21 protein-coding genes are annotated in these 23727 nt (G+C 44.5%); 7 read left to right on the forward strand and 14 right to left on the reverse strand.

Going from position 1 to position 23727, the window contains the following annotated elements:
* Positions 1-341 precede the first annotated feature (341 nt).
* Positions 342-908, reverse strand: coding sequence for a D-glycero-beta-D-manno-heptose 1,7-bisphosphate 7-phosphatase (gene gmhB, locus NXS07_RS01910; RefSeq protein ID WP_038222225.1), 567 nt, complete (start codon positions 906-908; stop codon positions 342-344).
* 179 nt (positions 909-1087) lie between these two features.
* Between gmhB and metN the strand changes: the two genes are divergently transcribed.
* The 6 genes from metN to proS all read left to right on the forward strand — a co-directional run bounded on the left by metN (position 1088) and on the right by proS (position 6817).
* A complete protein-coding gene (gene metN, locus NXS07_RS01915) occupies positions 1088-2119 on the forward strand; it encodes a methionine ABC transporter ATP-binding protein MetN (protein ID WP_038222228.1) in 1032 nt (343 codons plus the stop codon).
* Positions 2112-2765, forward strand: a complete 654-nt coding sequence (locus NXS07_RS01920) for a methionine ABC transporter permease MetI (RefSeq protein ID WP_038195275.1) — start codon at positions 2112-2114, stop codon at positions 2763-2765. The genes metN and NXS07_RS01920 overlap by 8 nt, the downstream gene beginning before the upstream one ends.
* Before the next feature lie 123 nt (positions 2766-2888).
* Positions 2889-3704 (forward strand): MetQ/NlpA family lipoprotein, encoded by an 816-nt coding sequence (locus tag NXS07_RS01925; RefSeq protein ID WP_046337540.1) that lies wholly within the window; start codon positions 2889-2891, stop codon positions 3702-3704.
* A gap of 156 nt (positions 3705-3860) precedes the next feature.
* On the forward strand, positions 3861-4253 hold the full coding sequence (gene rcsF / locus NXS07_RS01930) for an envelope stress sensor lipoprotein RcsF (protein ID WP_038213866.1): 393 nt from the start codon (positions 3861-3863) through the stop codon (positions 4251-4253).
* Positions 4254-4272: 19 nt separating this feature from the next.
* A complete protein-coding gene (gene tsaA, locus NXS07_RS01935; RefSeq protein ID WP_038207865.1) occupies positions 4273-4980 on the forward strand; it encodes a tRNA (N6-threonylcarbamoyladenosine(37)-N6)-methyltransferase TrmO in 708 nt (235 codons plus the stop codon).
* Positions 4981-5095: 115 nt separating this feature from the next.
* Positions 5096-6817: a proline--tRNA ligase gene (proS, locus tag NXS07_RS01940; protein WP_258086065.1), complete on the forward strand. Its 1722-nt coding sequence runs from the start codon at positions 5096-5098 to the stop codon at positions 6815-6817.
* Between the two features lie 86 nt (positions 6818-6903).
* On the opposite strand, the gene nlpE is transcribed toward proS, so the two are convergent.
* A complete protein-coding gene (nlpE, locus tag NXS07_RS01945; protein ID WP_308686588.1) occupies positions 6904-7614 on the reverse strand; it encodes an envelope stress response activation lipoprotein NlpE in 711 nt (236 codons plus the stop codon).
* A 314-nt stretch (positions 7615-7928) separates the two neighbouring features.
* On the opposite strand from nlpE, the gene rof reads away from it, so the two are divergent.
* The gene (rof, locus tag NXS07_RS01950; RefSeq protein ID WP_038213873.1) at positions 7929-8186 is read left to right on the forward strand and encodes a Rho-binding antiterminator; all 258 of its coding nucleotides are present in this window, start codon (positions 7929-7931) and stop codon (positions 8184-8186) included.
* A 323-nt stretch (positions 8187-8509) separates the two neighbouring features.
* Here the strand turns inward: rof and NXS07_RS22520 are convergent, their stop codons facing one another.
* The 12 genes from NXS07_RS22520 to bamA all read right to left on the reverse strand — a co-directional run bounded on the left by NXS07_RS22520 (position 8510) and on the right by bamA (position 23702).
* Positions 8510-8698 (reverse strand): VapA/VapB family virulence-associated protein, encoded by a 189-nt coding sequence (locus NXS07_RS22520; RefSeq protein WP_491631007.1) that lies wholly within the window; start codon positions 8696-8698, stop codon positions 8510-8512.
* A gap of 844 nt (positions 8699-9542) precedes the next feature.
* On the reverse strand, positions 9543-10889 hold the full coding sequence (gene tilS / locus NXS07_RS01955; protein WP_238125500.1) for a tRNA lysidine(34) synthetase TilS: 1347 nt from the start codon (positions 10887-10889) through the stop codon (positions 9543-9545).
* 32 nt (positions 10890-10921) lie between these two features.
* Positions 10922-11839 (reverse strand): DMT family transporter, encoded by a 918-nt coding sequence (locus NXS07_RS01960; protein ID WP_238125501.1) that lies wholly within the window; start codon positions 11837-11839, stop codon positions 10922-10924.
* A 226-nt stretch (positions 11840-12065) separates the two neighbouring features.
* Entirely contained in the window at positions 12066-13025 is a 960-nt protein-coding gene (accA, locus tag NXS07_RS01965) for an acetyl-CoA carboxylase carboxyl transferase subunit alpha (protein ID WP_038207879.1), read from the reverse strand.
* A gap of 12 nt (positions 13026-13037) precedes the next feature.
* Complete coding sequence (dnaE, locus tag NXS07_RS01970; RefSeq protein WP_258086066.1) at positions 13038-16520, reverse strand: DNA polymerase III subunit alpha; 3483 nt, start codon at positions 16518-16520, stop codon at positions 13038-13040.
* Positions 16521-16536: 16 nt separating this feature from the next.
* A complete protein-coding gene (rnhB, locus tag NXS07_RS01975; protein WP_038195288.1) occupies positions 16537-17127 on the reverse strand; it encodes a ribonuclease HII in 591 nt (196 codons plus the stop codon).
* Positions 17127-18311, reverse strand: coding sequence for a lipid-A-disaccharide synthase (gene lpxB, locus NXS07_RS01980; RefSeq protein ID WP_258086067.1), 1185 nt, complete (start codon positions 18309-18311; stop codon positions 17127-17129). Before lpxB ends, rnhB begins: the two co-directional genes overlap by 1 nt.
* A gap of 4 nt (positions 18312-18315) precedes the next feature.
* A complete protein-coding gene (gene lpxA, locus NXS07_RS01985; protein WP_258086068.1) occupies positions 18316-19113 on the reverse strand; it encodes an acyl-ACP--UDP-N-acetylglucosamine O-acyltransferase in 798 nt (265 codons plus the stop codon).
* A gap of 3 nt (positions 19114-19116) precedes the next feature.
* Entirely contained in the window at positions 19117-19569 is a 453-nt protein-coding gene (gene fabZ, locus NXS07_RS01990) for a 3-hydroxyacyl-ACP dehydratase FabZ (RefSeq protein ID WP_038185194.1), read from the reverse strand.
* Between the two features lie 122 nt (positions 19570-19691).
* Entirely contained in the window at positions 19692-20720 is a 1029-nt protein-coding gene (gene lpxD, locus NXS07_RS01995; RefSeq protein ID WP_038195293.1) for a UDP-3-O-(3-hydroxymyristoyl)glucosamine N-acyltransferase, read from the reverse strand.
* A gap of 4 nt (positions 20721-20724) precedes the next feature.
* Positions 20725-21222, reverse strand: a complete 498-nt coding sequence (gene skp / locus NXS07_RS02000) for a molecular chaperone Skp (RefSeq protein ID WP_038207887.1) — start codon at positions 21220-21222, stop codon at positions 20725-20727.
* 98 nt (positions 21223-21320) lie between these two features.
* Complete coding sequence (bamA, locus tag NXS07_RS02005) at positions 21321-23702, reverse strand: outer membrane protein assembly factor BamA (RefSeq protein ID WP_038207889.1); 2382 nt, start codon at positions 23700-23702, stop codon at positions 21321-21323.
* Positions 23703-23727: the final 25 nt, after the last annotated feature.

The raw sequence follows: 23727 nt of genomic DNA on the forward strand, positions 1-23727 counted from the left end.
TTAGTTCGTCATGAATTAACTGTTTTAGTCACTCTTTAAGACTTTAAAGTTTTCGGCATCTTGCGATGCTGTCGATAATGTCTTGTGAGTGCCCACACAGATTGTCTGATTAAATTGTTAAAGAACGGTCCGACCGAAGCTGTCCTCCGGGTCGTGAGGCTGCGTATCTTACGCTTTCCTCGCTGAGTGTCAAGCCTTTATTTCCGGGCTGTTCTCTCTTGTCATCTCGACGCGTTTGTATGTTTGTCGTGACAACGGATGCGCATTATAGGGAGCCGTCTGATTTAGGCAAGCCTTTTTTGTAATTATTTACCCAAACGCTTATAATTTGGGCAAAAAGGCTATTTTTGCCTATTTTTTATCGCATCTGGGAGATCTGCAAGGCTATTAATAACCAGATCAGCAGTCTGTTCTACTGCTTCTGTTACCGCTTTTCCAGTACGAACGAGTACTTTGGTTCCAACATTGGCTGCATTTGCTGCCAGCATGTCTTCTATTTTATCTCCCACCATATAAGAAGCTGACATATCGATGCTTAATTCTTCCTGTGCATCCAACAACATGCCTGGCTGCGGTTTGCGACAATGACAGTTCTTCTTATATGCGTCAGCACTCCCCTCGGGGTGATGCGGGCAATAATAGATGCCATCAAGATCGACACCTCGGTCTGCCAGCGACCAATCCATCCATTCTGTTAACTGCAAAAATTGATCTTCTGTAAACATCTCCCGAGCAATACCGGACTGATTAGTTATCAATACCAGTGCGTAGCCCATTTTTTTCAATTCGAGCATGGCTTCAATCGCGCCATCAATAAATTGAAAATTGTCTATTTCATGAACATAGCCATGATCGATGTTAACCGTGCCGTCACGATCCAAAAATACGGCGGGAATACCTTGAGTCACTTGATTACTCCAAGAACGTACGAAGCAGACAGTATCGCATGATTTGTTACTGAATGAGAAACCAGCATTTAATTTATTCGCAGTTGACTTAGACGTCTAGACGCCTTAACATCCACATTAATTCATGACTTGTTGCAAACGTTCTCAAGTCATTCATCTTTACATCTAATAAGAAAAAAATGATAAGACTGACTCAGATAAATAAGGTATTTCAACAAGGAGCGCGCTCAATAAAAGCGCTTTCAGATATCGACTTGCATGTCCCGCTGGGGCAAATATATGGTGTTATTGGCTCTTCTGGCGCTGGAAAAAGTACCTTAATTCGTTGCGTAAACATGCTTGAACGCCCAACCTCAGGTCAGGTATTGGTTGATGGGCAGGATCTGACATCGCTTTCAGAGCGCGAACTGACGCGTGCCCGTCGTCACATCGGTATGATTTTCCAGCACTTTAATCTGCTATCTTCCAGAACTGTGTTTGACAATGTGGCATTGCCTTTAGAATTGGACAACACACCAAAAGCCGAGATAAACGCTAGAGTCAATGAATTACTGGAATTGGTCGGTCTCTCTGATAAGCATGATGCTTATCCTGCTAATTTATCTGGTGGTCAGAAACAGCGTGTAGCTATTGCCAGAGCACTGGCAAATTCACCGAAAGTACTTTTGTGTGACGAAGCCACCAGCGCTCTGGATCCAGCAACAACGCGTTCTATTCTGGAATTATTAAAAGACATTAACCGCCGGTTAGGGTTAACGATCCTTCTGATCACTCATGAAATGGATGTTGTTAAACGCATCTGTGATCAAGTTGCAGTAATTAGTGGTGGACAATTAATCGAGCAGGATGTAGTGAGCGCAATATTTTCACATCCTAAAACACCTGTTGCTCAACAATTTATTAAATCTACGCTGCATTTGGATATTCCTGAAGATTATCTACAAAAATTGCAGCCTGAATCAGCGCCTGATCGCTGTCCACTAGTGAAACTGGAATTCACGGGTAAATCAGTTGATGCTCCCCTAATTTCCATGGCAGTACGCCGCTTTAATATCGATATCAGCATTTTAAGTTCCCAAATGGATTACGCCGGTGGCGTGAAATTTGGCGTTATGCTGGCTGAATTAGACGGTGAAAGCAGTAGTATTGAATCAACAATTGCGTTCTTAGAAGAACACCATGTGAAAATAGAGGTTCTCGGTTATGTCTGAAGGAATGATTTTATTACTGGCTAAAGGCGTCTGGGAAACTCTGGTGATGACTTTTGTTTCTGGCTTCTTTGGTTTTGTTATTGGTTTACCGGCAGGTGTGCTTTTATATGTTACCCGTCCAGGGCAGATTATAGAGAATGGGGCACTTTATCGCATATTATCTGCTCTGGTGAATATTACCCGCTCAATCCCGTTCATTATTTTGCTGGTATGGATGATCCCATTCACTCGACTCATTGTGGGAACATCCATCGGGTTGCAAGCGGCGATTGTTCCTTTAACGGTCGGCGCAGCACCTTTTATTGCACGTATGGTGGAAAATGCCTTATTGGAAATTCCGTCAGGTTTAATTGAAGCGGCTCGCGCAATGGGAGCGACACCGCTTCAGATTGTCAAAAAAATTCTGTTGCCGGAAGCATTACCGGGTTTGATTAATGCCGCTACGATTACCTTAATTACTCTGGTTGGTTATTCCGCAATGGGAGGCGCTGTTGGTGCAGGCGGTCTGGGCCAGATTGGGTATCAGTATGGCTATATTGGCTACAATGCAACTGTGATGAATACCGTATTAGCGTTGCTGGTTATTCTCGTTTTCTTGATTCAATTAAGCGGTGATCATTTGGCCAAAGCGGCTAACCGTAAATAACCTTATTTCAATTATGGTGTCTGTTACGGCACCTTTTAAGGGCTTATACCTAAAAGCCTCATGAGTAGTACGCAGTAGCCTGGTAAGACAGGTTCTAAATCAGTATTCAATAGGGGTGAAAATATGTCAGTAAAATTGAAATCCATCGTTGCAATCAGTGCATTATTAGGAACATTAATTCTTGCAGGCTGCGGTCAGGAACCAAGAGATCCAAACCACATTAAGGTTGGAGTCATTGTTGGGCCTGAACTTGAAGTTGCAGAAGTTGCCAAAAAAGTGGCCAAAGAGAAATATGGACTTGATGTTGAGCTGACTACGTTCAATGACTATGTTCTGCCAAATGAGTCACTGAGCAAGGGTGATATTGATGCGAATGTCTTCCAGCATAAACCTTATTTAGATCAACAAATAAAAGAACGCAACTACAAATTGGCTATTGTTGGTAACTCTTTCATCTACCCAATAGCAGCTTATTCCAAGAAAATAAAATCTCTGGATGAATTGCAGGATGGTGCTCAAATCGCTCTACCAAACGATCCGACCAACTTGGGCCGTTCACTGTTGTTATTGCAGAAGCAAGGTTTGATTAAACTGAAAGATGGCGTTGGTCTGTTGCCAACTATTTTGGATGTTACTGAGAATCCAAAGCATCTGGACATCGTTCAATTAGAAGCACCACAATTACCACGTTCACTGGACGATCAGAAAATTGCCTTGGCTATCATCAATAACACCTATGCTGGCCAGATTGGTCTGACACCGGAAAAAGATGGTTTATTTGTGGAAGACAAAGATTCACCTTACGTTAATATCATCGTTAGCCGTGAAGACAATAAAGATGCGGAAAATGTTCAAAAGTTTGTTAAAGCTTATCAATCTGAGGAAGTAGAACAAGCCGCCCAGACAATTTTCAAAGGTGGTGCGCTAAAAGGCTGGTAACCTTTCATCTTCAGTCAATCAAGATTAAAATCATCGGGCGGGTATTATTATCCGCCCATTTTGACTGGGGGAGCCAAACGCTTTTGATCGCAGTTTCATGCATCGACATTCACAGCCCCCCACTCACCGACCTTACCAGAATAAGGATTCAACGCGATGCGTATGCTACCTATCTGTTTCATGGCGCTATTTATGGTTGGGTGTACTTCTCTGTCAACTCAGGTCGAAAAACCTACTCAGGTAGGCTCAAAGTTGAAACATCAGCCAGCCAAGAAAAGTAAAGTGTCGTCTTACATTGAGCTATACACTAAGACAGAAGAACTGTTAGGCACTCCATTTAAAGATTTAGGCATCGTTTTCGGGGAATCCTGTCGCACTACGCAACAAGATCCTCCTGCCAGCATTGCAGTTGCACGGAAAAACATGCTGGCAAAAGCCGCATCTCTGAAAGCTAATGCAGTATTACTTCATCAATGCGCAATACTGTCTAATCACAACTGCTACCAGGCTGCGATTTGTGAAGGCTCTGCCCTGCTTACCACTAAATAATGATGACTAAAAAAAGCTCATGGCAGATTTTCATTTTACTCAAATAGGAACCATCCATTCTCCTTATAAAGAGAAGTTTGCCATTCCCCGCCAACCGGGTTTGGTAGAAGATGGGACGGGGCAGCTAGAGTTGCTGGCTCCTTATAACCAGATTGATGCGGTACGTGGGCTTGAACAATTCAGTCATTTATGGATTATTTTTGTTTTTCACCAAACGATGAATGGTGGCTGGAATCCATTAGTTCGCCCACCCCGTTTGGGGGGAAATGCCAAAATGGGCGTGTTTGCTACCCGCTCGACATTCCGCCCCAATCCGATTGGTATGTCGCTGGTAGAATTGAAAGGTATTCAATGCCAGAACAATCGGGTCATTCTGGAACTCGGCAGTCTGGATTTAGTAGATGGTACACCCGTTATCGATATCAAGCCCTATCTGCCTTTCGCCGAATCTCGCCCAGAAGCCAGAGCGGGTTTTGCACAGGAGGCGCCAGATACCGGAATGGAAGTCTCGTTCTTGCCAATAGCTGAACATCAACTGTCGTCCCATCAGGCAAATTACCCTCATTTACAACGTTTCATCAGTCAGATATTGGCGCAGGATCCTCGCCCGGCCTATCGTAAGAAAGAACAGGAAAACCGGATATATGCAGTTCATATCTTGGATTTCAATGTTCGCTGGCAGATACGTGACGCCATGACGGAAGTGGTTTCTATTGAACACCGTTAAAACCCCTTTTGACATAGCAAACTCGCTGGTAGACTAGCGGTTTATCTTTATTTTCTGGGTTGGGTGGCACAATCTTGTCGCCCAGAAGCAATTTGCTGTCCAATGGAAACTTACTATGCGTACTAGCCAATATCTGCTCTCTACTTTAAAAGAGACGCCTGCTGATGCGGAGGTTGTCAGTCATAAACTGATGCTTCGTGCCGGCATGACACGTAAACTCGCCTCAGGTCTGTACAACTGGATGCCTACAGGTGTCCGTGTATTAAAAAAAGTCGAAAACATTGTTCGTGAAGAGATGAATAATGCTGGGGCGATTGAAGTTTCCATGCCGGTAGTTCAACCGGCAGATTTGTGGCAGGAAAGTGGCCGTTGGGAACAATATGGCCCAGAATTACTGCGTTTTGAAGATCGGGGTGCCCGTCCTTTCGTTCTCGGGCCGACTCATGAAGAAGTCATCACCGATCTGGTTCGTAATGAAGTGACTTCATATAAACAACTTCCACTGAACCTGTTCCAGATCCAAACCAAATTCCGTGACGAAGTCCGTCCGCGTTTCGGTGTTATGCGTTCACGCGAATTCATTATGAAAGATGCTTATTCTTTCCATACCAACCAAGAGTCTCTGCAAGAGACTTACGATAAAATGTATGCTGCCTACAGCAAAATTTTTACTCGTATTGGGCTGGATTTCCGTGCTGTTCTAGCAGATACCGGTTCTATCGGCGGGAGTGCTTCCCATGAATTTCAGGTTCTGGCTGACAGCGGTGAAGATGATATTGCCTTCTCCACAGAATCTAACTATGCGGCTAATATTGAATTGGCTGAAGCCGTTATGCCATCCCACGAGCGAGCTGTCCCATCAGAAGATATGCATTTGGTAGAGACACCCAATGCTAAAACCATTGCTGAACTGGTCGAACAATTCAACTTGCCGATTGAGAAAACCGTCAAAACTCTGATCGTCCATGCGGCAAAAGAAAGCGGTCATCAACTGGTCGCATTGCTGGTACGTGGTGACCATGAACTGAATGAAATCAAGGCGGGAAAACTACCATTAGTGGCAAGTCCGCTGAATTTCGCTACCGAAGAAGAAATTCGTGCCGTTGTACAGGCAGGCCCAGGTTCCTTAGGACCAGTAAACCTGCCTATGCCTGTTATCATTGACCGTAGCGTATCTGTCATGAGCGATTTTGGCGCAGGCGCAAATATTGATGATAAACATTATTTCGGCATTAACTGGGAACGTGACTTACCCCTGCCAGAAATCGCCGATATCCGTAATGTCGTTGAAGGTGATGCCAGCCCAGACGGTCAAGGTACACTGCTAATCAAACGAGGTATTGAAGTCGGTCATATCTTCCAGTTAGGCACCAAATACTCCGATGCCCTGAAAGCCACTGTGCAAAATGAAGATGGTCACAATCAAGTTGTCTCAATGGGATGTTACGGCATTGGCGTAACCCGTATTGTTGCCGCAGCTATTGAACAGAACCACGATGATCGTGGCATTATCTGGCCAGATGCCATTGCTCCATTCCAAGTCGCTCTTTTACCTATGAATATGCACAAATCTTATCGGGTGAAGGAAGTTGCTGAAAAATTATATGCGGACTTACGTGCCAATGGTATTGATGTGATTTTCGATGATCGCAAAGAGCGCCCAGGTGTCATGTTTGCTGATATGGAACTGATCGGTGTGCCGCATACTCTGGTTATTGGCGATCGCAATCTGGATAACGGCGAAGTTGAATACAAATACCGCCGTAATGGTGATAAGCAAATGCTGAAATTGGAAGGTATTGTTGAATATCTGAAAGGGCAAATTCAGCAGCATTAATACTGTTTAAGCGCCGTTGTTCAAGTTCAGAAAAAAACCTGCGTATTCAATGCGCAGGTTTTTTTCTGTATGACGGCTAAGTTTTGTTATTTCCTGGTCTGACAAGAGGCTGACTTGTCAAAATGGATTTTGCCTGTTTGAATCAGTGCATGATCAAACATACCATCTTCCATCGAAGGCCGAAGCGAGTAGTAACCTTCGACTTCCACATAAACAGGCTCTCCCCCTTCCACACCTGTCGCACTGTAGCCACGTTCCAAATCGATATTTTCAGACGCATCATAGAGTTTTCCGGTACGGCACTCTGTAAATGTCGCGCTGTCAGCTATATAGCTGTATTCCCCCGCCATCTTTTTTGGTGTAACTTTTCCCAATTCATAATTGAAATTTGACTGAATTGGTTCACCGTTGATATCCAGCATGACCAGATTTTCACCTTTCATCTGATAATAAGATTTCTTACTATCCTCATGCGTCAAATCTATCTTTTTACCGTTTTTTATCCAATGACCCGTTTCGAAAAAGGTGTTTTCTTCATTTTTCGCTTCCAGATAAATTTGTCCCAATATATATGAGCCATCGCTTGAAAGCTGCAAAGTAGTCTCAATACCGGTGCAGTCCGCACAAGGTACAACGCCAGTAAACACGCTCTCAGTTGTCTGCAATTTATTCTGAAGTGCATTCTCCTGAAGCGTAGCATTATCCTGAGAGGCCACTTTGTTCTGACACCCAACCGCGGTTAACACTCCCACAGCGACCAAGGCGAGCAATATTTTTTTATTCATCATCATTTTCATCCAATAAATCCAGCAGATAACCTAATATTCATAACGTCCATCTCATGTAAAACATGAACTTTTCTTAATAAGATTGACATTACTGTACCGTATCTCAAAATGCATGGGGAAAAAAATCAAATAATATGATGTAATTTCGTTGCGTAATGATAAGACTTAGATTTAATCTACTTGCTTTCCAACGCAATTCAACAGACTTAATTCAGTAATCACGGAAAGTTTACTGTGCTATAGTCGTAGGTAGCATTTTTGCGTTTGATCTTGGTCAATCACGGGCGGCACAATAACCGCCACTAACATAGTGGTGAGAAAATATGTCTATAGATACTGAATATCAACCAATTAATTGTGATGATTATGATAACCTTGAGCTAGCTTGCCAGCACCAGCTTCATTTACACATCCAACTGCAAGGTGGTGACGTATTTGAAGGAAAAGCTAATAAGCTGATTTTAAGAAAAAAAGTCGAATATATTCTCGTAGAATCAAATGAAGAAACCCGTGAATTAAGGTTGGATCACATCATCAGTTTCAGCAACCCAGAAATTGGTACGATTGTTATTGAGCATTGAGCATTGCTCGTCCTGACCGCGTTCAGAAAGCTCACATTGATACACAAAATCACACACAAAGTCCTCATATAAAATGAGGGCTTTCTTTTCCAAATGACTATTTTTTATCTACGTTTGGTTTTTCCAGCTATGACTCCAGCAATTCGCTCATTTATCACTGTGGTATAAATCAAATCCCATAATATATATTCAGTAAAGGATAAAATTTACCCTCAGTAACCTTTAATAGATACTGAGGATAAATTGATAGATTAAGCATGATACGTAAATCCAGAATATAAGTGTTTATGGAGACCTTTATAGGAGGTTGCGTTAATTTAAGGCTAAAAATGACCACTTGCTGAAAAAACTCCACTAACGGTTTCTGCTCCTACTCCTACAAAATTTCCCAAATTATTATTATCATCATCATAAAATATAATTGTTGTAGTAATTGACAATGCGTAGACCCAACATTGAGTTGTCTTAGCATCAAGACTATCCAAATCCTCATCATATATACCTCCAAATATTCCCCAATTCCCAGGCTACCCAACCCCCAGTTTTTTCCAGAAAATCCTTTGTTATAATCGTCAAGTTTTAAAACCACCGTAGAATAAAGGGCCAGAGTCTGGATAGCTATGTTGCCTCAAGAAAAACTTCATTGTCATTAATAATAACTTTTTACATATTTTATCAATATCTTTAGAGGGCAATTTTCCATTCATGGAATCACTAAAAACCTTAACGATATCCAGTTTCATTACATCTGTAATTTCAAAATTTTTTCTCTTTATTTATTTTTCATAACAACCAACCTTATTGTAAATAAATACAATTAACCTAAGATAATTAGATAGCTATTACATTAACCACATATAATTAAAATATCATTATTTTATTTATTATAAAATAATTAAAATCATTATTATTTATTGGAGAAATACTAAAAAGCATAAAACTCAGCAATAGTTATTTAAAATAAATTAATAATCCGACAGAATTTAACTTATTCTGTTTTCACTTATTACTGTGAATTTAACATTGAAAAAGATATATTATTCTCTGTACAATATATCTTAACTCCCCCAACGGTGTGCTCCCCCCTAAAAGCTATTCCGATATAATTGCCACTCAATAAATCCTATTACACTTTAAAAGATAGTACATTATGTAATAATTTCAATTATAAATTACAGAATTTTTAACAAATATTTTACACCTGATTTCCACCAAACATAACTATGATATTGAATAAAAAAGAGATTACATAATTTCTAATGTAATCTCTCATAGGTATTTTTTATATTAAACTGCCAGCAATGATGAATTGCTGTTTCGTCAGCGACAACTTGAAAGATGAAGGATATAGGTACATTAAGCAGAATACGGCATTCTGTCCCATTTGATTGAAAGTATCTCCTCTCCCGCCAAAGGCTGCCCCTCCCTGGTGACAAAAACCCCCAATGCTGCAATCAATGTTTCATCATAATAAAGCAATGGTGTTCTTTCCCTAAGCCAAGGTGCGATACCTAATTCCTGCCATAATTTTTTACTGTGCCGGGAATGCTTACGACCCACGATGCTAATATTTCCCTGTACACCAAAACGAATGGTTACCCGCTCATTTCTACCAGGCATTCTGACATTAATACCACTTTCTTCTGACAACACCAGCATGCCCAAACCATCGGGTAATCGCAGTTCTTGTGCTATATCCCATTCAAGTAGGGTTCCTGCCAGCGATTGGCATTGAGGAACCAGCCAGAGTTGTTGCCGATAACGGCGAACATCGTGCTGCCCCAATCTAAAACGTGGCTCGGCATCCTGTCTGGAAAGCGCCACTTCCGACCAAATTCTCTGGAGTTGTTCACGCGCAGGCATCTTCACACCATGCTGATTGAACCATCTGCGTAACAAAGCATTACGCTTGGCCTCAGAGCAATCCACCAACGGTGAAATGGCTATCGCGCCTTCCGGGGTTATCAGCTCACTCAACGATTCATTAAGCAATTCATCCAACAATTGTTCTTGCTCTCCACACAAGCTGGCACTACGAGAAGCGGCTTGAGGGAAATGAGGCCAGCGCTGGTTAAGCAATGGCATGATATGCAAACGCAAAAAATTACGATCATAACGATCATCTTGGTTACTATCATCTTCGATCCATTGCAACCTCTGTGTGTGTGCATACGTTTCGAGTTCTGCACGACTGGCATTCAGCAATGGGCGAATCAGTGTTGTTCCAGCAAATGGCATGGAAAAAGGCATAGATGATAGTCCGGCAGGGCCACTCCCCCGTTTCAGTGCCAGCAGAAAGGTTTCTGCCTGATCATCGAGATGCTGCGCCGTGACCAAAATTTCACCCTGTTGCAATTCATGCTGGAATGCCTGATAACGGGCGTCACGAGCCGCCGCTTCAATGCCATTTTGCCGGATATCCAGGCTGACTTTTTCGACCCGAAAATCGACCTTCCAGTCGGCACAAATCTGGCGACAATGTTCAACCCACTTATCCGCCTTTGGATTTAAACCGTGATGGATATGAATTGCCCTTAGCTCTATTTGATCACGAATGACTTTGTGGGATTGGTAACGTAACTGAACCAGCAAATGCAGCAATACGGTGGAATCCAATCCACCGCTAAATCCAATCAAGATTTTTTTATATCGCCCTAGCTGATCGATTAACATCGTTAACAGAGGCTCATGAATATTGCTCATTGTGAGTGAAAACCTTCTTTCATTTGGCGATATCAATCCTCAATCAAATCATCGCTCAATTTATTCTGTGTCGCTGTCTTGGTTTTTGCACTGATGCAGAGCAGCCCCGATATGATAACAAGCGCTAATCCCACAACATAAGCAGGGACAAACGCATCACCAAAGAACAGAATAAGCCATATCATCGACAGCACCGGTGATAAAAATAAGATTGAGGCAATTTTAGGCGAATCAGGGCTATTCATAGCCTTAAACCAGATAATATAGGATACGCCATTCAATATGATGCCGTTGAGCAGCGTTGGCATCAGTGAATCACCCACTGGCCAATTGAAGCTGCTAAATGCCAATAAAAACACCGCCGACACTAAGGTAGAGCAAGTGAATACCCAAAATGTACTGATATAAGGGTCAATCGAGAAATGTTTCGATAGCACGGACATCAAGGCAAAACAAAATGCCCCACTGAATACCAGCAACAGAGCCTGCGGATGTTCTACTGCAATCTGGGTAATATTTCCTTGCGTAAACGTGATCAAAACGGCAATGAAACCAAGCGTGATGCCAATCATCTGCCTGATTGATAATTTTTCTTTGAACAGGAAAAACGACAACCCGATGATCATCAGTGGCCAGCTATATTGAACGACCAAGACAGCAACCCCATTCTCGATGGAATAACCGTAATAGAGCAATAAATAGAAGAAACAGTCCAGAGCACCTAATATCAAAACTTTAAGCATAACTGGAAAGGAAATAAATAAAAGTTGTTTTAAATTTCTACCCATCAGGATAGCAACAAAGAAAACCGCCAGAACGGACAGAATATTTGACCAGAACAAATATTGGAAATGGTCCATCTCTTTTTGACCCAAACGGGATATGGAGGGAACAAAACTCCAGATCAATACACAGGAAAACGCATAAATGATATTTTTATATTTGGCCATAGAAAACCCAATTTATTATTTTTCGAGTCTAGCTGATAAAACAGCCTATTTCATCCCAATGTTGTCAGAATGATAATACCAGACAGTATGGAGCGTGCTGATTTCATTACCTATAAACAATAAAATAGGTGGAAATACTGAGAATTTATCACTCCCCAGTACTGTCCACCTGCAAATAACGATATTAAAAATAAAACGGTATTGTAATAAAAACAGCTTTCGGAACTTAGCAGTAACCGTATTGCATTAAACGCTCATAACGACGATTAACTAATTCTTCGCTGTTCAGATGATCCAAATCGGCAAAATCAGCCAGTAATTGCGCTTTCAATGCTTCAGCAATCGCATCATAGTTACGATGTGCCCCGCCCAGTGGTTCTGGAATAATGGAATCAATCAATTTCAGCTCTTTCAGACGTGGCGCTGTATTGCCCATCGCTTCGGCTGCCAGTGGGGCTTTGTCGGCACTCTTCCATAAGATGGAGGCACAACCTTCAGGAGATATGGTAGAAAAGGTGCTGTATTGCAACATATTCACCTTGTCACCCACACTGAGTGCCAACGCACCACCAGAACCCCCTTCACCGATAATTGTACAGATGACAGGTACGGACAGGCGGGACATTTCACGCAGGTTGCGGGCAATAGCTTCTGATTGACCACGCTCTTCAGCCCCCACACCCGGATACGCGCCAGGAGTGTCAATAAAGGTAATGATCGGCAGTTTGAAACGCTCTGCCAACTCCATTAACCTCAGTGCCTTGCGATAGCCTTCTGGCGATGGCATACCAAAGTTACGGCGGATCTTTTCTTTCGTCTCACGGCCTTTCTGATGACCAATCACCATGACCGGACGCCCATCAAGGCGCGCCAAACCAGCGACTATCGCCTTGTCATCCGCATAGGCACGATCACCCGCCAGCTCTTCAAAGTCAGTAAAAACGCGCTGAATATAATCCAGCGTATAGGGACGGAGCGGATGACGTGACAGTTGAGATATTTGCCATGCCCCCAGATCAGAGAAAATCTTGCGGGTTAATTCAAGGCTTTTTTCTCGCAGACGCTGGACTTCTTCATCCAGATTTATATCTAGCTTTTCATCTTGACGGCTAACTGCGTTGAGCGAATCGATTTTCGCTTCCAACTCGGCAATCGGCTGTTCAAAATCCAGAAAATTCAGACTCATAACGTTCCTATTTTAGTCAAATTCTAATTCTACCTGCTCGTTACCCAGCAGAGTTCGCAGATCTGTCAAAAGGGTATCCGTCGGCGTTACCCGCCATGTTGCACCGAATCGTAAACGGGCACGGGCATCTACTCGCTGGTAATAAAGATGAACTGGTATCGTACCTGAACGATGTGGCTCCAATACGCTACGGAGACGATTGAATAATTGCTCATCAATTTGCCTGTCTGACAACGAGATAGCTATCCCGCGTGCAAATTTTTCACGCGCCTCACTGATATCCATTAATTCACGGACTGTCATTTTAAGGCCGCCGTTGAAGTCATCAAAGCTGACTTGTCCGGTAGCAATTAAAATTTTGTCCTGTTCCAATAAATGCTGATATCTTTCCAGTGCATCAGAAAACAGCATGATTTCCAGCCGTCCTGAACGATCATCCAAAGTACAGATGCCAATCCGGTTGCCCCGTTTGGTTGTCAAGATTTTGGAGGCCAGCACCAAACCTACCACAGTCGTTACTTGACCACGAGGTGTCGGGCTCACATCTTTTAGACGCAATCCATTCGTATATCGTTCAATCTCTTTCAAATAACTTGTGATCGGGTGACCCGTTAAATACAACCCCAGCGTTTCCCGTTCACCATCTAACACGATTTTCTCTGGCCATTTCGGTGTACTGGCATATGAAAGCTCAACCTGTTCTGGTTTTTCAGCCAGTACTCCAAACATATCTGTCTGGCCAATGGCTTCTGCTTTAGCATGTTGGTCAGCCGCTTTCAGCGCGTCTTCCAACGAAGACATCAAGGCCGCGCGATGTGGCCCCAGCCTGTCGAACGCACCTGACATAATCAGCTTTTCCATCACACGACGGTTCAGCTTTTTGGTATCAACACGCGCGCACAGATCAAACAGTTCTTTGAAATGCCCCTCTTTTTGACGTGCTTCGAGGATTGCTTCAATCGGCCCTTCACCCACGCCTTTAATCGCACCAATGCCGTAAACAATTTCGCCTTCGTCATTGACATGGAAATGATACAGACCACTGTTGATATCCGGTGGTAAAACCTTAAGCCCCATACGCCAGCATTCATCCACCAGCCCAACGACTTTTTCTGTGTTATCCATATCCGCCGTCATCACGGCCGCCATAAATTCTGCCGGATAATGCGCTTTTAACCATAAGGTTTGGTAAGAAACTAACGCATAGGCAGCAGAGTGAGATTTGTTGAAACCATAACCCGCGAATTTTTCCACCAGATCGAAGATTTTTATGGCGAGTTCGCCATTAACACCTTGGCTTATCGCGCCCTCTTCAAATACCGAGCGCTGTTTAGCCATCTCTTCCGGCTGCTTCTTACCCATTGCGCGACGGAGCATATCTGCACCACCGAGGGTATAACCTGCCAGCACCTGAGCAATCTGCATCACCTGTTCCTGATACAGAATGATACCGTATGTTGGCTCTAATACGGGTTTCAGGGATTCGTGCTGCCACTCAACATCTGGGTATGAAAGCTCTTCGCGGCCATGTTTACGGTCGATAAAGTTATCCACCATACCGGATTGTAATGGCCCCGGACGGAACAACGCTACCAATGCGATCATATCTTCGAAACAGTCGGGACGCAGACGTTTGATCAGATCTTTCATCCCACGGGATTCAAGCTGGAACACCGCCGTAGTTTCAGAGCGTTGCAGCATATCGAAACTTATCTGGTCATCCAGCGGAATTGCCGTAATATCAATCGGTTCCAGATTTTTATGAGTACGACGGGCGTTCACCATCTCAAGCGCCCAGTTGATGATGGTCAAGGTTCTCAGGCCAAGGAAGTCAAACTTCACCAGACCCGCATATTCCACATCGTTCTTATCAAACTGAGTGACGGGGTTCAGGCCTTCCGGATCACAGTAAATCGGTGCAAAGTCAGTGATCTTGGTCGGGGCAATGACCACACCACCCGCATGTTTACCGGCGTTACGGGTGACACCTTCCAGTTTGCGCGCCATGTCAATCAGCGCCCTGACTTCTTCATCTGCTTCGTAGATTTCAGGCAACTGAGGCTCAGCCGCAAACGCCTTTTCCAACGTCATGCCAGGATCAGGAGGCACCAGTTTCGATATTCGATCAACAAATCCATATGGGTGCCCCAATACGCGCCCAACGTCACGGATAACTGCTTTTGCCGCCATCGTACCGAAGGTAATGATCTGCGATACCGCATCCCGCCCGTACATATCCGCAACGTGGTCAATCACCTGATCACGTTTTTCCATGCAAAAATCGACGTCAAAGTCGGGCATCGAAATACGTTCAGGGTTGAGGAAACGTTCGAACAGCAAATCAAATGCCAACGGATCAATATCGGTAATTTTCAAGGCATAGGCGACAAGGGAACCCGCACCGGAACCACGCCCCGGCCCTACAGGTACGCCATTATCTTTCGACCATTGGATAAATTCCATCACGATCAGGAAGTAGCCGGGGAAGCCCATCTGGTTGATAACTGCCAGCTCGATATCCAAACGCTCATCGTATTCGGAACGTTTTTCCGCTCTTAATTGAGGATCGGGATAGAGAAAGTTCAGGCGATCTTCCAGACCTTGCTTCGATTTTTCAACCAGATAGTCTTCAGTGCTCATATCCCCTGTTGGAAACTGTGGCAGGAAATATTCACCGAGGCGAATAGTCACATTGCAGCGTTTGGCAATTTCTACGCTATTTTGCAGCGCTTCAGGAATGTCAGAGAATAGCTCGCACATTTCCTGTTCACTGCGCAGATACTGCTGAAGGCTATAGTTTTTAGGGCGTTTGGGATCAGCCATCGTATAGCCATCATGAATGGCAACCCGAATTTCATGGGCCTCAAAGTCGTCACTTTCCAGAAAACAAACGTCATTGGTTGCCACAACAGGTAGGTTTTTTTCTGCTGCCACTTCAACGGCAGCATGAAGATAATTTTCTTCGTCTTGACGCCCAGTACGGATCAATTCAAGGTAATAGCTGTCTGGAAAGTGTTCCTGATAGAAATCGAGGCACTGATCCACCATCGCCCGATTGCCACGCAGAAGGAATTTACCAACATCCCCCATTCTCCCACCAGACAGAAGAATCAAGCCGGCTTTGTATTTTATCAGCCATTCTTGTTTAATCGTCGGCCCAATCGCACCATAACCTTTCTGATAAGCTTCAGAAATCAGAAAAGTTAGGTTTTGATAACCTTCGTTATTACGGGCAAGGATCGTCAGATGGGCATATTCATCCCCCAGCAGATCACTTTCCACATAAAAATCAGCGCCTATAATCGGCTTGATACCTGTACTATGGGCACTGCCATAGAATTTCACCAAGCCGCACAGGTTAGTAAAATCAGTGATCGCAAAAGCAGGCATATCCAATTTAGCCACTTGTTTTACCAGTGACCCCGTTTTGGCTAAGCCGTCAATCATTGAATAGTCGCTGTGAACACGTAAGTGTACAAAACGTGGTTCTGTCATAGTTTGCCCAGATTACTTATCCAAGACCCAGCGCTCGTTTGACCGGCGCAAAGCTTTTACGATGGTGTTCCGTGGCGCCCAGCAAAGCCAGTTTTTCCAGATGCAGGGCGGTCGGATAACCTTTGTGTTTCGCGAAGCCATAATCAGGAAATTGCTTACCCAGTTCGGCCATTTCTCTGTCGCGTGTCACTTTTGCTAAAATGGAAGCAGCACTTATTTCTGCCACCAGATTATCCCCCTTAACCACCGCCTGTGCCGACATCGGCAATGCAGGACAACGGTTCCCATCAATCAGGACATAATCCGGTGTGATAGCTAAACCTTCCACCGCTCGCTGCATGGCGAGCATGGTAGCGTGGAGAATATTGAGTTGATCAATTTCTCCTGGTTCGGCGCGGCCAAGGCTCCAGCACAGCGCCTTTTCTTTAATTTCCAGATAAAGTGCTTCACGCCGCTTTTCTGTGAGTTTTTTCGAATCCATCAAGCCTGTAATCGGTTTGGCAGGATCAAGAATGACTGCCGCAGTAACCACTGCCCCGACCAGTGGGCCACGCCCAACTTCATCAACACCGGCAATCAAATTCGCCTGAGGATAAACAAAATCCATTATCTTCTCGCTAATTCCAGAACCGCTTGTGCAGCTTGTTCATCGGCATCACAGCGAATGCTTTCATGCAAATGCAGAAACGTTTGTTTCAACGATTCTACATCAGCACCACCTTGCAAGAGAGGCAACAATGCCCCAGACAATGCTTGTGGCTCACACTCGTCCTGTAATAGTTCTTTAACTAATTCTTTGCCTGCCAGCAGGTTAGGCAGAGAAACATACGGCGTTTTTACCAGCCGCTTTGCCAGCCAGAATGTAAAAGGTTTCATTCTGTAGCCCACCACCATCGGGCATTTGGCCAGCATACACTCCAGCGCTGCCGTACCTGAGGCCAGTAAAGTCGCATCACTGGCGATCATGGCTTTACCGGCGTTACCATCCAACAAATGGACAGATAAATCTGGCGCAATTTCATCTTTAATACGCTGAAACTGCTGATGCCGCTTGGCATTCACCAATGGAACCAATACATGCAGATCAGGAAGGATTTTCCTCAGCAACTGCACGGTTCTAAGAAAATCGGCACTCAACATCTCAACTTCTGCATGGCGGCTACCGGGCAGTATCGCTAGGCAATGGGCATTTAAGGGAACACCCAAAGCCTCCCGGGCTGCCGCTTTATCCGTTTGCAGTGGCATCGAATCAGCCATCGTGTGGCCAATAAACCTGCATGGAACGCTAAATCGATCATAGAACGCTTTTTCAAATGGCAAAAATGCCAGTACCAGATCCGTTGCCCGGCCGATTTTGAAAACCCGTTTCTGACGCCATGCCCATACTGATGGACTGACGTAATGAATCGTCCTAATCCCTCGCTGTTTCAGCCGCCCTTCCAACGTGATGTTAAAATCAGGGGCATCGATACCAATAAAGACATCCGGCTTCAACGCGGTAAATCGTGCCGTTAAATCTTTGCGGATTTTCAACAAACGGGGCAAGCGTCCCAATACTTCAACGATCCCCATGACCGCCAGCTCTTCCATCTCATACCAGGCTTCGCAACCTTCCGCCTGCATAAGAGGGCCAGCAACACCCACAAAATGGGCATCAGGAATTTTAGCTTTCAATGCGCGAATCAGCCCGGCACCAAGAATGTCACCGGACGTTTCTCCGGCAACCAAAGCAATTGTCAGCGGACGCTGATTACTAACAGAAGAAAAGGTAGCCAAAGGAGTATCCTTCATCTACTTAACGAATGATGCCACGGTTGGATTTTGCTGAATTTTCCAGAAAATCACTGAATGCTTTCACATGTGGGTTATTTGCCGCCTGAAGCTCAATTTCTATTCTGGCTTCTTCCAGCGTCTTTCCGCTACGGTAAAGTACTTTATAGGCATTACGGATTGCATGCAGTGATTCTTTATCAAAGCCACGGCGCTTCAAACCTTCAATATTCAATCCGAAAGGTGTGGCATGGTTTCCCTGTGCAATGACGTAAGGCGGGACATCCTGCGCAACGCCAGAACAACCACCGACCATAACATGAGCGCCAATCTGACAGAATTGATGAACAGCCGTCATTCCACCAATAATGACGTAATCGCCCAGAATGACATGCCCACCCAGTGTGCCGTTATTCGCAATGATACAGCGATCACCAAGCATGCAATCATGAGCAATGTGGGTGTTAATCATCAGCAGATTGTCACTGCCAATTTTAGTCAAACCGCCACCCTGAACGGTGCCACGATGAATCGATACGCTTTCACGAATACGGTTACGATCACCAATCTCAACGCGAGTCGGTTCACCCTGATATTTGAGATCCTGATTTACTTCACCAATAGAGGCAAATTGATAAATCTGGTTATCACGGCCAATCTTGGTGATCCCGTTGATCACAACATGGGATTTAACTTCAGTCCCTTCACCGATCTCAACCTGAGAGCCGATATAGCAAAATGGGCCAATACGGACATTGGCACCAATAACTGCACCCTCTTCAACAATGGAAGAGGGATGAATAACAGCAGTTTGATCAATCATATATTAAGCCTCACGACGGCGAGCACACATCATTTCAGCTTCGCAAGCCACTTCTCCATCGACTTTTGCTACGCCCCTAAAACGCGCAACACCGCGACGTTCTTTAATAAATTCAACTTCCAGAATCATTTGATCACCTGGCAGAACCGGACGCTTGAAACGAGCACCATCAATAGCGGCAAAGTAATACAACTCACCCGGTGCCAGTGAGCCAACGCTTTTGAATGCCAGAATTCCGGTTGCCTGAGCCATTGCTTCAAGGATCAGGACGCCTGGGAAAATTGGCTTACCCGGAAAATGTCCCTGAAAGAATGGCTCATTAAATGATACATTTTTGACTGCGCGTAGGAATTTACCTTCCTCAAAATCCAAAACACGGTCTACCAGCAGAAACGGGTAGCGGTGAGGTAGCAAATCCAAAATCTCTTCAATTTGCAGAGTACGATTATCACTCATCTAAATACTCTTCCTGTCTATATAAGAATCATAGTATTAACGACACGGCCTGCGTTAACTCCAAATGCAGAGTTATCAGGCAGGCCGCAAAAATAAAAACATAACCAAAAACGTTTGTATGATTACTCGTTTTCACCTTCAAGCTGGCGTTCTACAGATTTAAGCCGTTTATTCATTTCATTGATATTCATGACTAAAGCAGCAGTTTTACGCCAAACTTTGTTCGGTTGTAATGGGATACCAGACGAGTATACACCAGGCTCTGTAATTGGACGCATCACCATGCCCATACCGGTCACGGTCACTTTATCACAGATTTCTATATGCCCATTAATGACGCTGGCTCCACCAATCATACAATAACGACCAATTTTCAGGCTACCCGCCATAGTGGCACCACCAGCCACTGCTGTGTTGTCACCAATTATGACGTTGTGAGCAATTTGGCACTGGTTGTCAATGATAACACCATTACCGATAACTGTGTTATCCAGCGCTCCGCGATCGATAGTCGTAGAAGCACCGATTTCAACGCGGTCACCGATGATCACTGAGCCTAACTGTGGAATTTTAATCCAGTTGCCACGGTCATTGGCATAGCCAAAACCATCCGACCCGATCACGGTGCCTGACTGAATAAGGCACTGTTCGCCAATTTCAACGTTATGGTATACTGATACATTGGCCCAAAGGCGGGTTCCTGCACCAATACGCGTATTTTTGCCAATAAAGCAACCCGCACCGACAATGACATTATCACCCAGAACAACGCCAGATTCGACAACGGCATTTGCACCAACCGCCACATTTTTCCCCAATTGCACTTCAGAAAATATCACGGCTGATGGGTGAATATCCTGTGCAGGTTGTGGCGTCGTATCCATGATTTGTGCCATACGTGCATAGGCAAGATAGGGATTATCAACAACCAGTGCGGCGACCTTACAATGAGTAAGATCAGATTCACGCAGCACAACAGCCGCAGCCTGACATTCTGCAAGTTTGTCAGTGTAACGGCTGTCAGATAAAAATGTAATTTGTTCGCTATTTGCTGAATACATTGGCGCAATGCTGGTGATGACGATATCGCCATCACCATGTAATTGCGCATTCAACTGCTGAGCGAGATCAGCTAATCGAATTGAAACCATCTACTTATTTAACCTGTTTCAGTACATCTGCGGTAATGTCTTTACCCGATACGGAATATAATACGGTATTAGCATCAAGAACAACGTCGTAACCTTCTTTACCTGCAACCACTTTAACGGCATCGTGAATGCGGGTCAGGAGTTTGTTCTGCTCTTCCATCTGGCGGCGACGGCTATCGTTATCAAGAGACTGCGCCTTCTGGGCATAGTCGTTACGCTGTGCCATCACTTCTTTCTCTAATTTTGTGCGGTCGCTGGCTTTCATGGTTGAACCATCACGCTGCAGTTTCTGCACCTTGGCCTGCATATCAGCTTCCATACTCTGCAACTCGGATATACGGCCTTTAAATTCACTATCCAACTGTTTTACAGCAGCTTCACGAGCCGGTAACTTTTGGATGATTTCACCAACGTTCACGACTCCGATTTTGTCTGCTGCCTGAACACCCGCAGAGAAAGCTAATGCGATACCAAGGCTTGCCGCACACAATACTTTTTTCACTATAAACTCCTTTGACCCACGCTATTTTTTACATGTTGGAAAATTAACAATCACCTTATCTAATAATAAGGCGATTTTCCGCCAAAAACGATTAATTACTACCAAGTGCCGCCGATGTTAAATTGGAACTGCTCCGCTCTATCACCTTCGTATTCCTTGATTGGCTTCCCATAAGAGAAGGTCAATGGCCCCAACGGTGACAACCATTGCAATGCAATACCGGCCGAAACACGGATATTATTTGGCTTGCTGTAGTCAGGCAGGCCAGGGTAAATTTTGTTCCAGTTGGTATCCCACACGGTTCCCGCATCAACAAAGAAGGAAGTCCGTACAGTATTGGCATATTTCGCATCCAGGAACGGGGTTGGCGTAATCAACTCGAAGCTGGCAGTCGCTAACGCATTCCCCCCCACAGCATCACGGGATGGACTATTTTTTTCTGGTTCTTTGTCCTTACCTAAATAAATCGCTTTTGGACCGATATTATTCGAACGGAAACCACGGACACTATTAGAACCACCAGCATAGAAGTTTTCGTAGAATGGCATTTCCTTGCCACCTAAACCGCCACCATAGCCCATGCGGGTGCGCCCCATCATTACCCATGAATTCTTATCATCAATCGGATAATAACCTGTAGCGCTCCAAGTGAGTTTATAGTACTGGTTGTCTGAGCCTGGCAGAGCCACTTTGGCATCCACTGAAGACTTGAAACCAGAAGTTGGGAAGAAACCACGGTCAAAGTTGCCATATATCCAACTGAATGTCAGTGGGAAATCATTGGAATCGAACGATGCCTTGCCCTCAAAAGGCGGCTCTTTGCCCATTTTTTTCAAATAACGCCACATCGCTGCCTGTGGACGCATGTCAGACAGTGAGTTATGGGCATAGCCCAATCTCATGGCCAGCCTGTTATTTTCATTTAGCGGGAAGCCCAAAATACCTTCAGTACCGTAGGCTTTATTGGTATAACCAGAAAGTTCAGCATCATCTGCACGGAAGTCGTTATAGTACACACGACCGCCCAGACTTACGCCATTCACTGTGAAGTAAGGATCGGTAAAGGACAAATCCGCAGAGGTCGAATAGTCATTTTTGCTGGCACTGATCCCTACAGAGTTACCCGTTCCCAGCCAGTTTTCCTGCTGAAGGCCGATCTGGAAGCTCATGCCACTTTCAGTACCGAAACCAACACCAAAGTTCATGGAACCCGTATTGCGTTCTTTGACTTTATAAACCACATCAACCAAATCTGGGCTGCCGGCTACACGTTCTGTATCCACATTAACCGTTTCAAAAAAGCCCAGTCTGTCCAGACGCTCTTTGCCCTGTTCAACACGATCGCTGCCTAGCCATGCCCCTTCCATTTGACGCATTTCGCGGCGAAGCACAGAGTCTGTGCTAACATCATTACCTTCGAACCGGATTTTACGCACATAGAAACGGTTACCTGCATCCACATTAACATGTAACTTAACCGTTTTGTCTGTATCGTTGATTTCAGGCTGTGTAATAACTCGCGGGTAGGCATAGCCATAGCGACCAAGCAGGTTTTTAATTGCCTTTTCCATCGAGGTCACTTCTGTACCGTTATACAGCGACCCAGGCTGAATGTTGGTCAGTTTTGTGGCTTCAGACTGATAACCTGCCAAGTTACCGTTCAAATCAATACTGGCGATCTTGTACTGAGCGCCTTCATTGATATTCACGGTGATATAAATACCTTTTTTATCTGGCGTCAGATTAACTTGAGTCGAATCAATACTGAAACGGGCATAACCTCGATCAAGGTAGAAACTGCGCAGGGTTTCAAGGTCACCCGCCAATTTCTGTTTCTGGTATTTCTGGTCAGACATAAAGTTCCACCAAGGAATATCATCCCTGAGCTGGAAGCGGTTGAGCAACTCATTTGTAGAAAATGCTTTATTGCCGACAATATTAATCTGCTGGATCTGAGCTGAGATCCCTTCTGAAAATATGAGTTTCAGATCAATACGGTTACGGGGCAGCGGCGTGACAACGGCTTTCACCGTAGCATTGTATTTACCAACACTGTAGTAAAAATCTTCCAGCCCTTTTTCCATATTAGACAACATGGTGCGGTCAAGAGCTTCACCAACACTAACACGAGAGGACTCAAGGTTTTTCTTGAGCATGTCATCTTTCACCGATTTGTTACCGGAGAAAGTAATGCTGGCGATGGTTGGCCGTTCTTTAACCTGAACGACGAGTGTATTGCCATCACGCAAGACACGGACATCTTCAAAGTTTCCAGTCGCGAACAGTGTATGAATCGTGCGACTGATATCCTCATCGCTGATTGTATCACCTACGCGAACTGGCATATTCAGTAATGCTGCACCAGAAGTGACACGTTGAAGACCCTCAAACTGAATGTCCCGAACCACGAATCCGTCTGAACTGTATGCAGTGGCGCTGCCGAACAGCAGCGACGCTATGAGCAACTTTTTCATCGCCATCGTTGTTATGCGTTTTCCTAACCGG

The organism is Xenorhabdus bovienii (assembly GCF_024721015.1).
In the GTDB taxonomy this organism is placed as follows: Bacteria; Pseudomonadota; Gammaproteobacteria; order Enterobacterales; family Enterobacteriaceae; genus Xenorhabdus; species Xenorhabdus bovienii.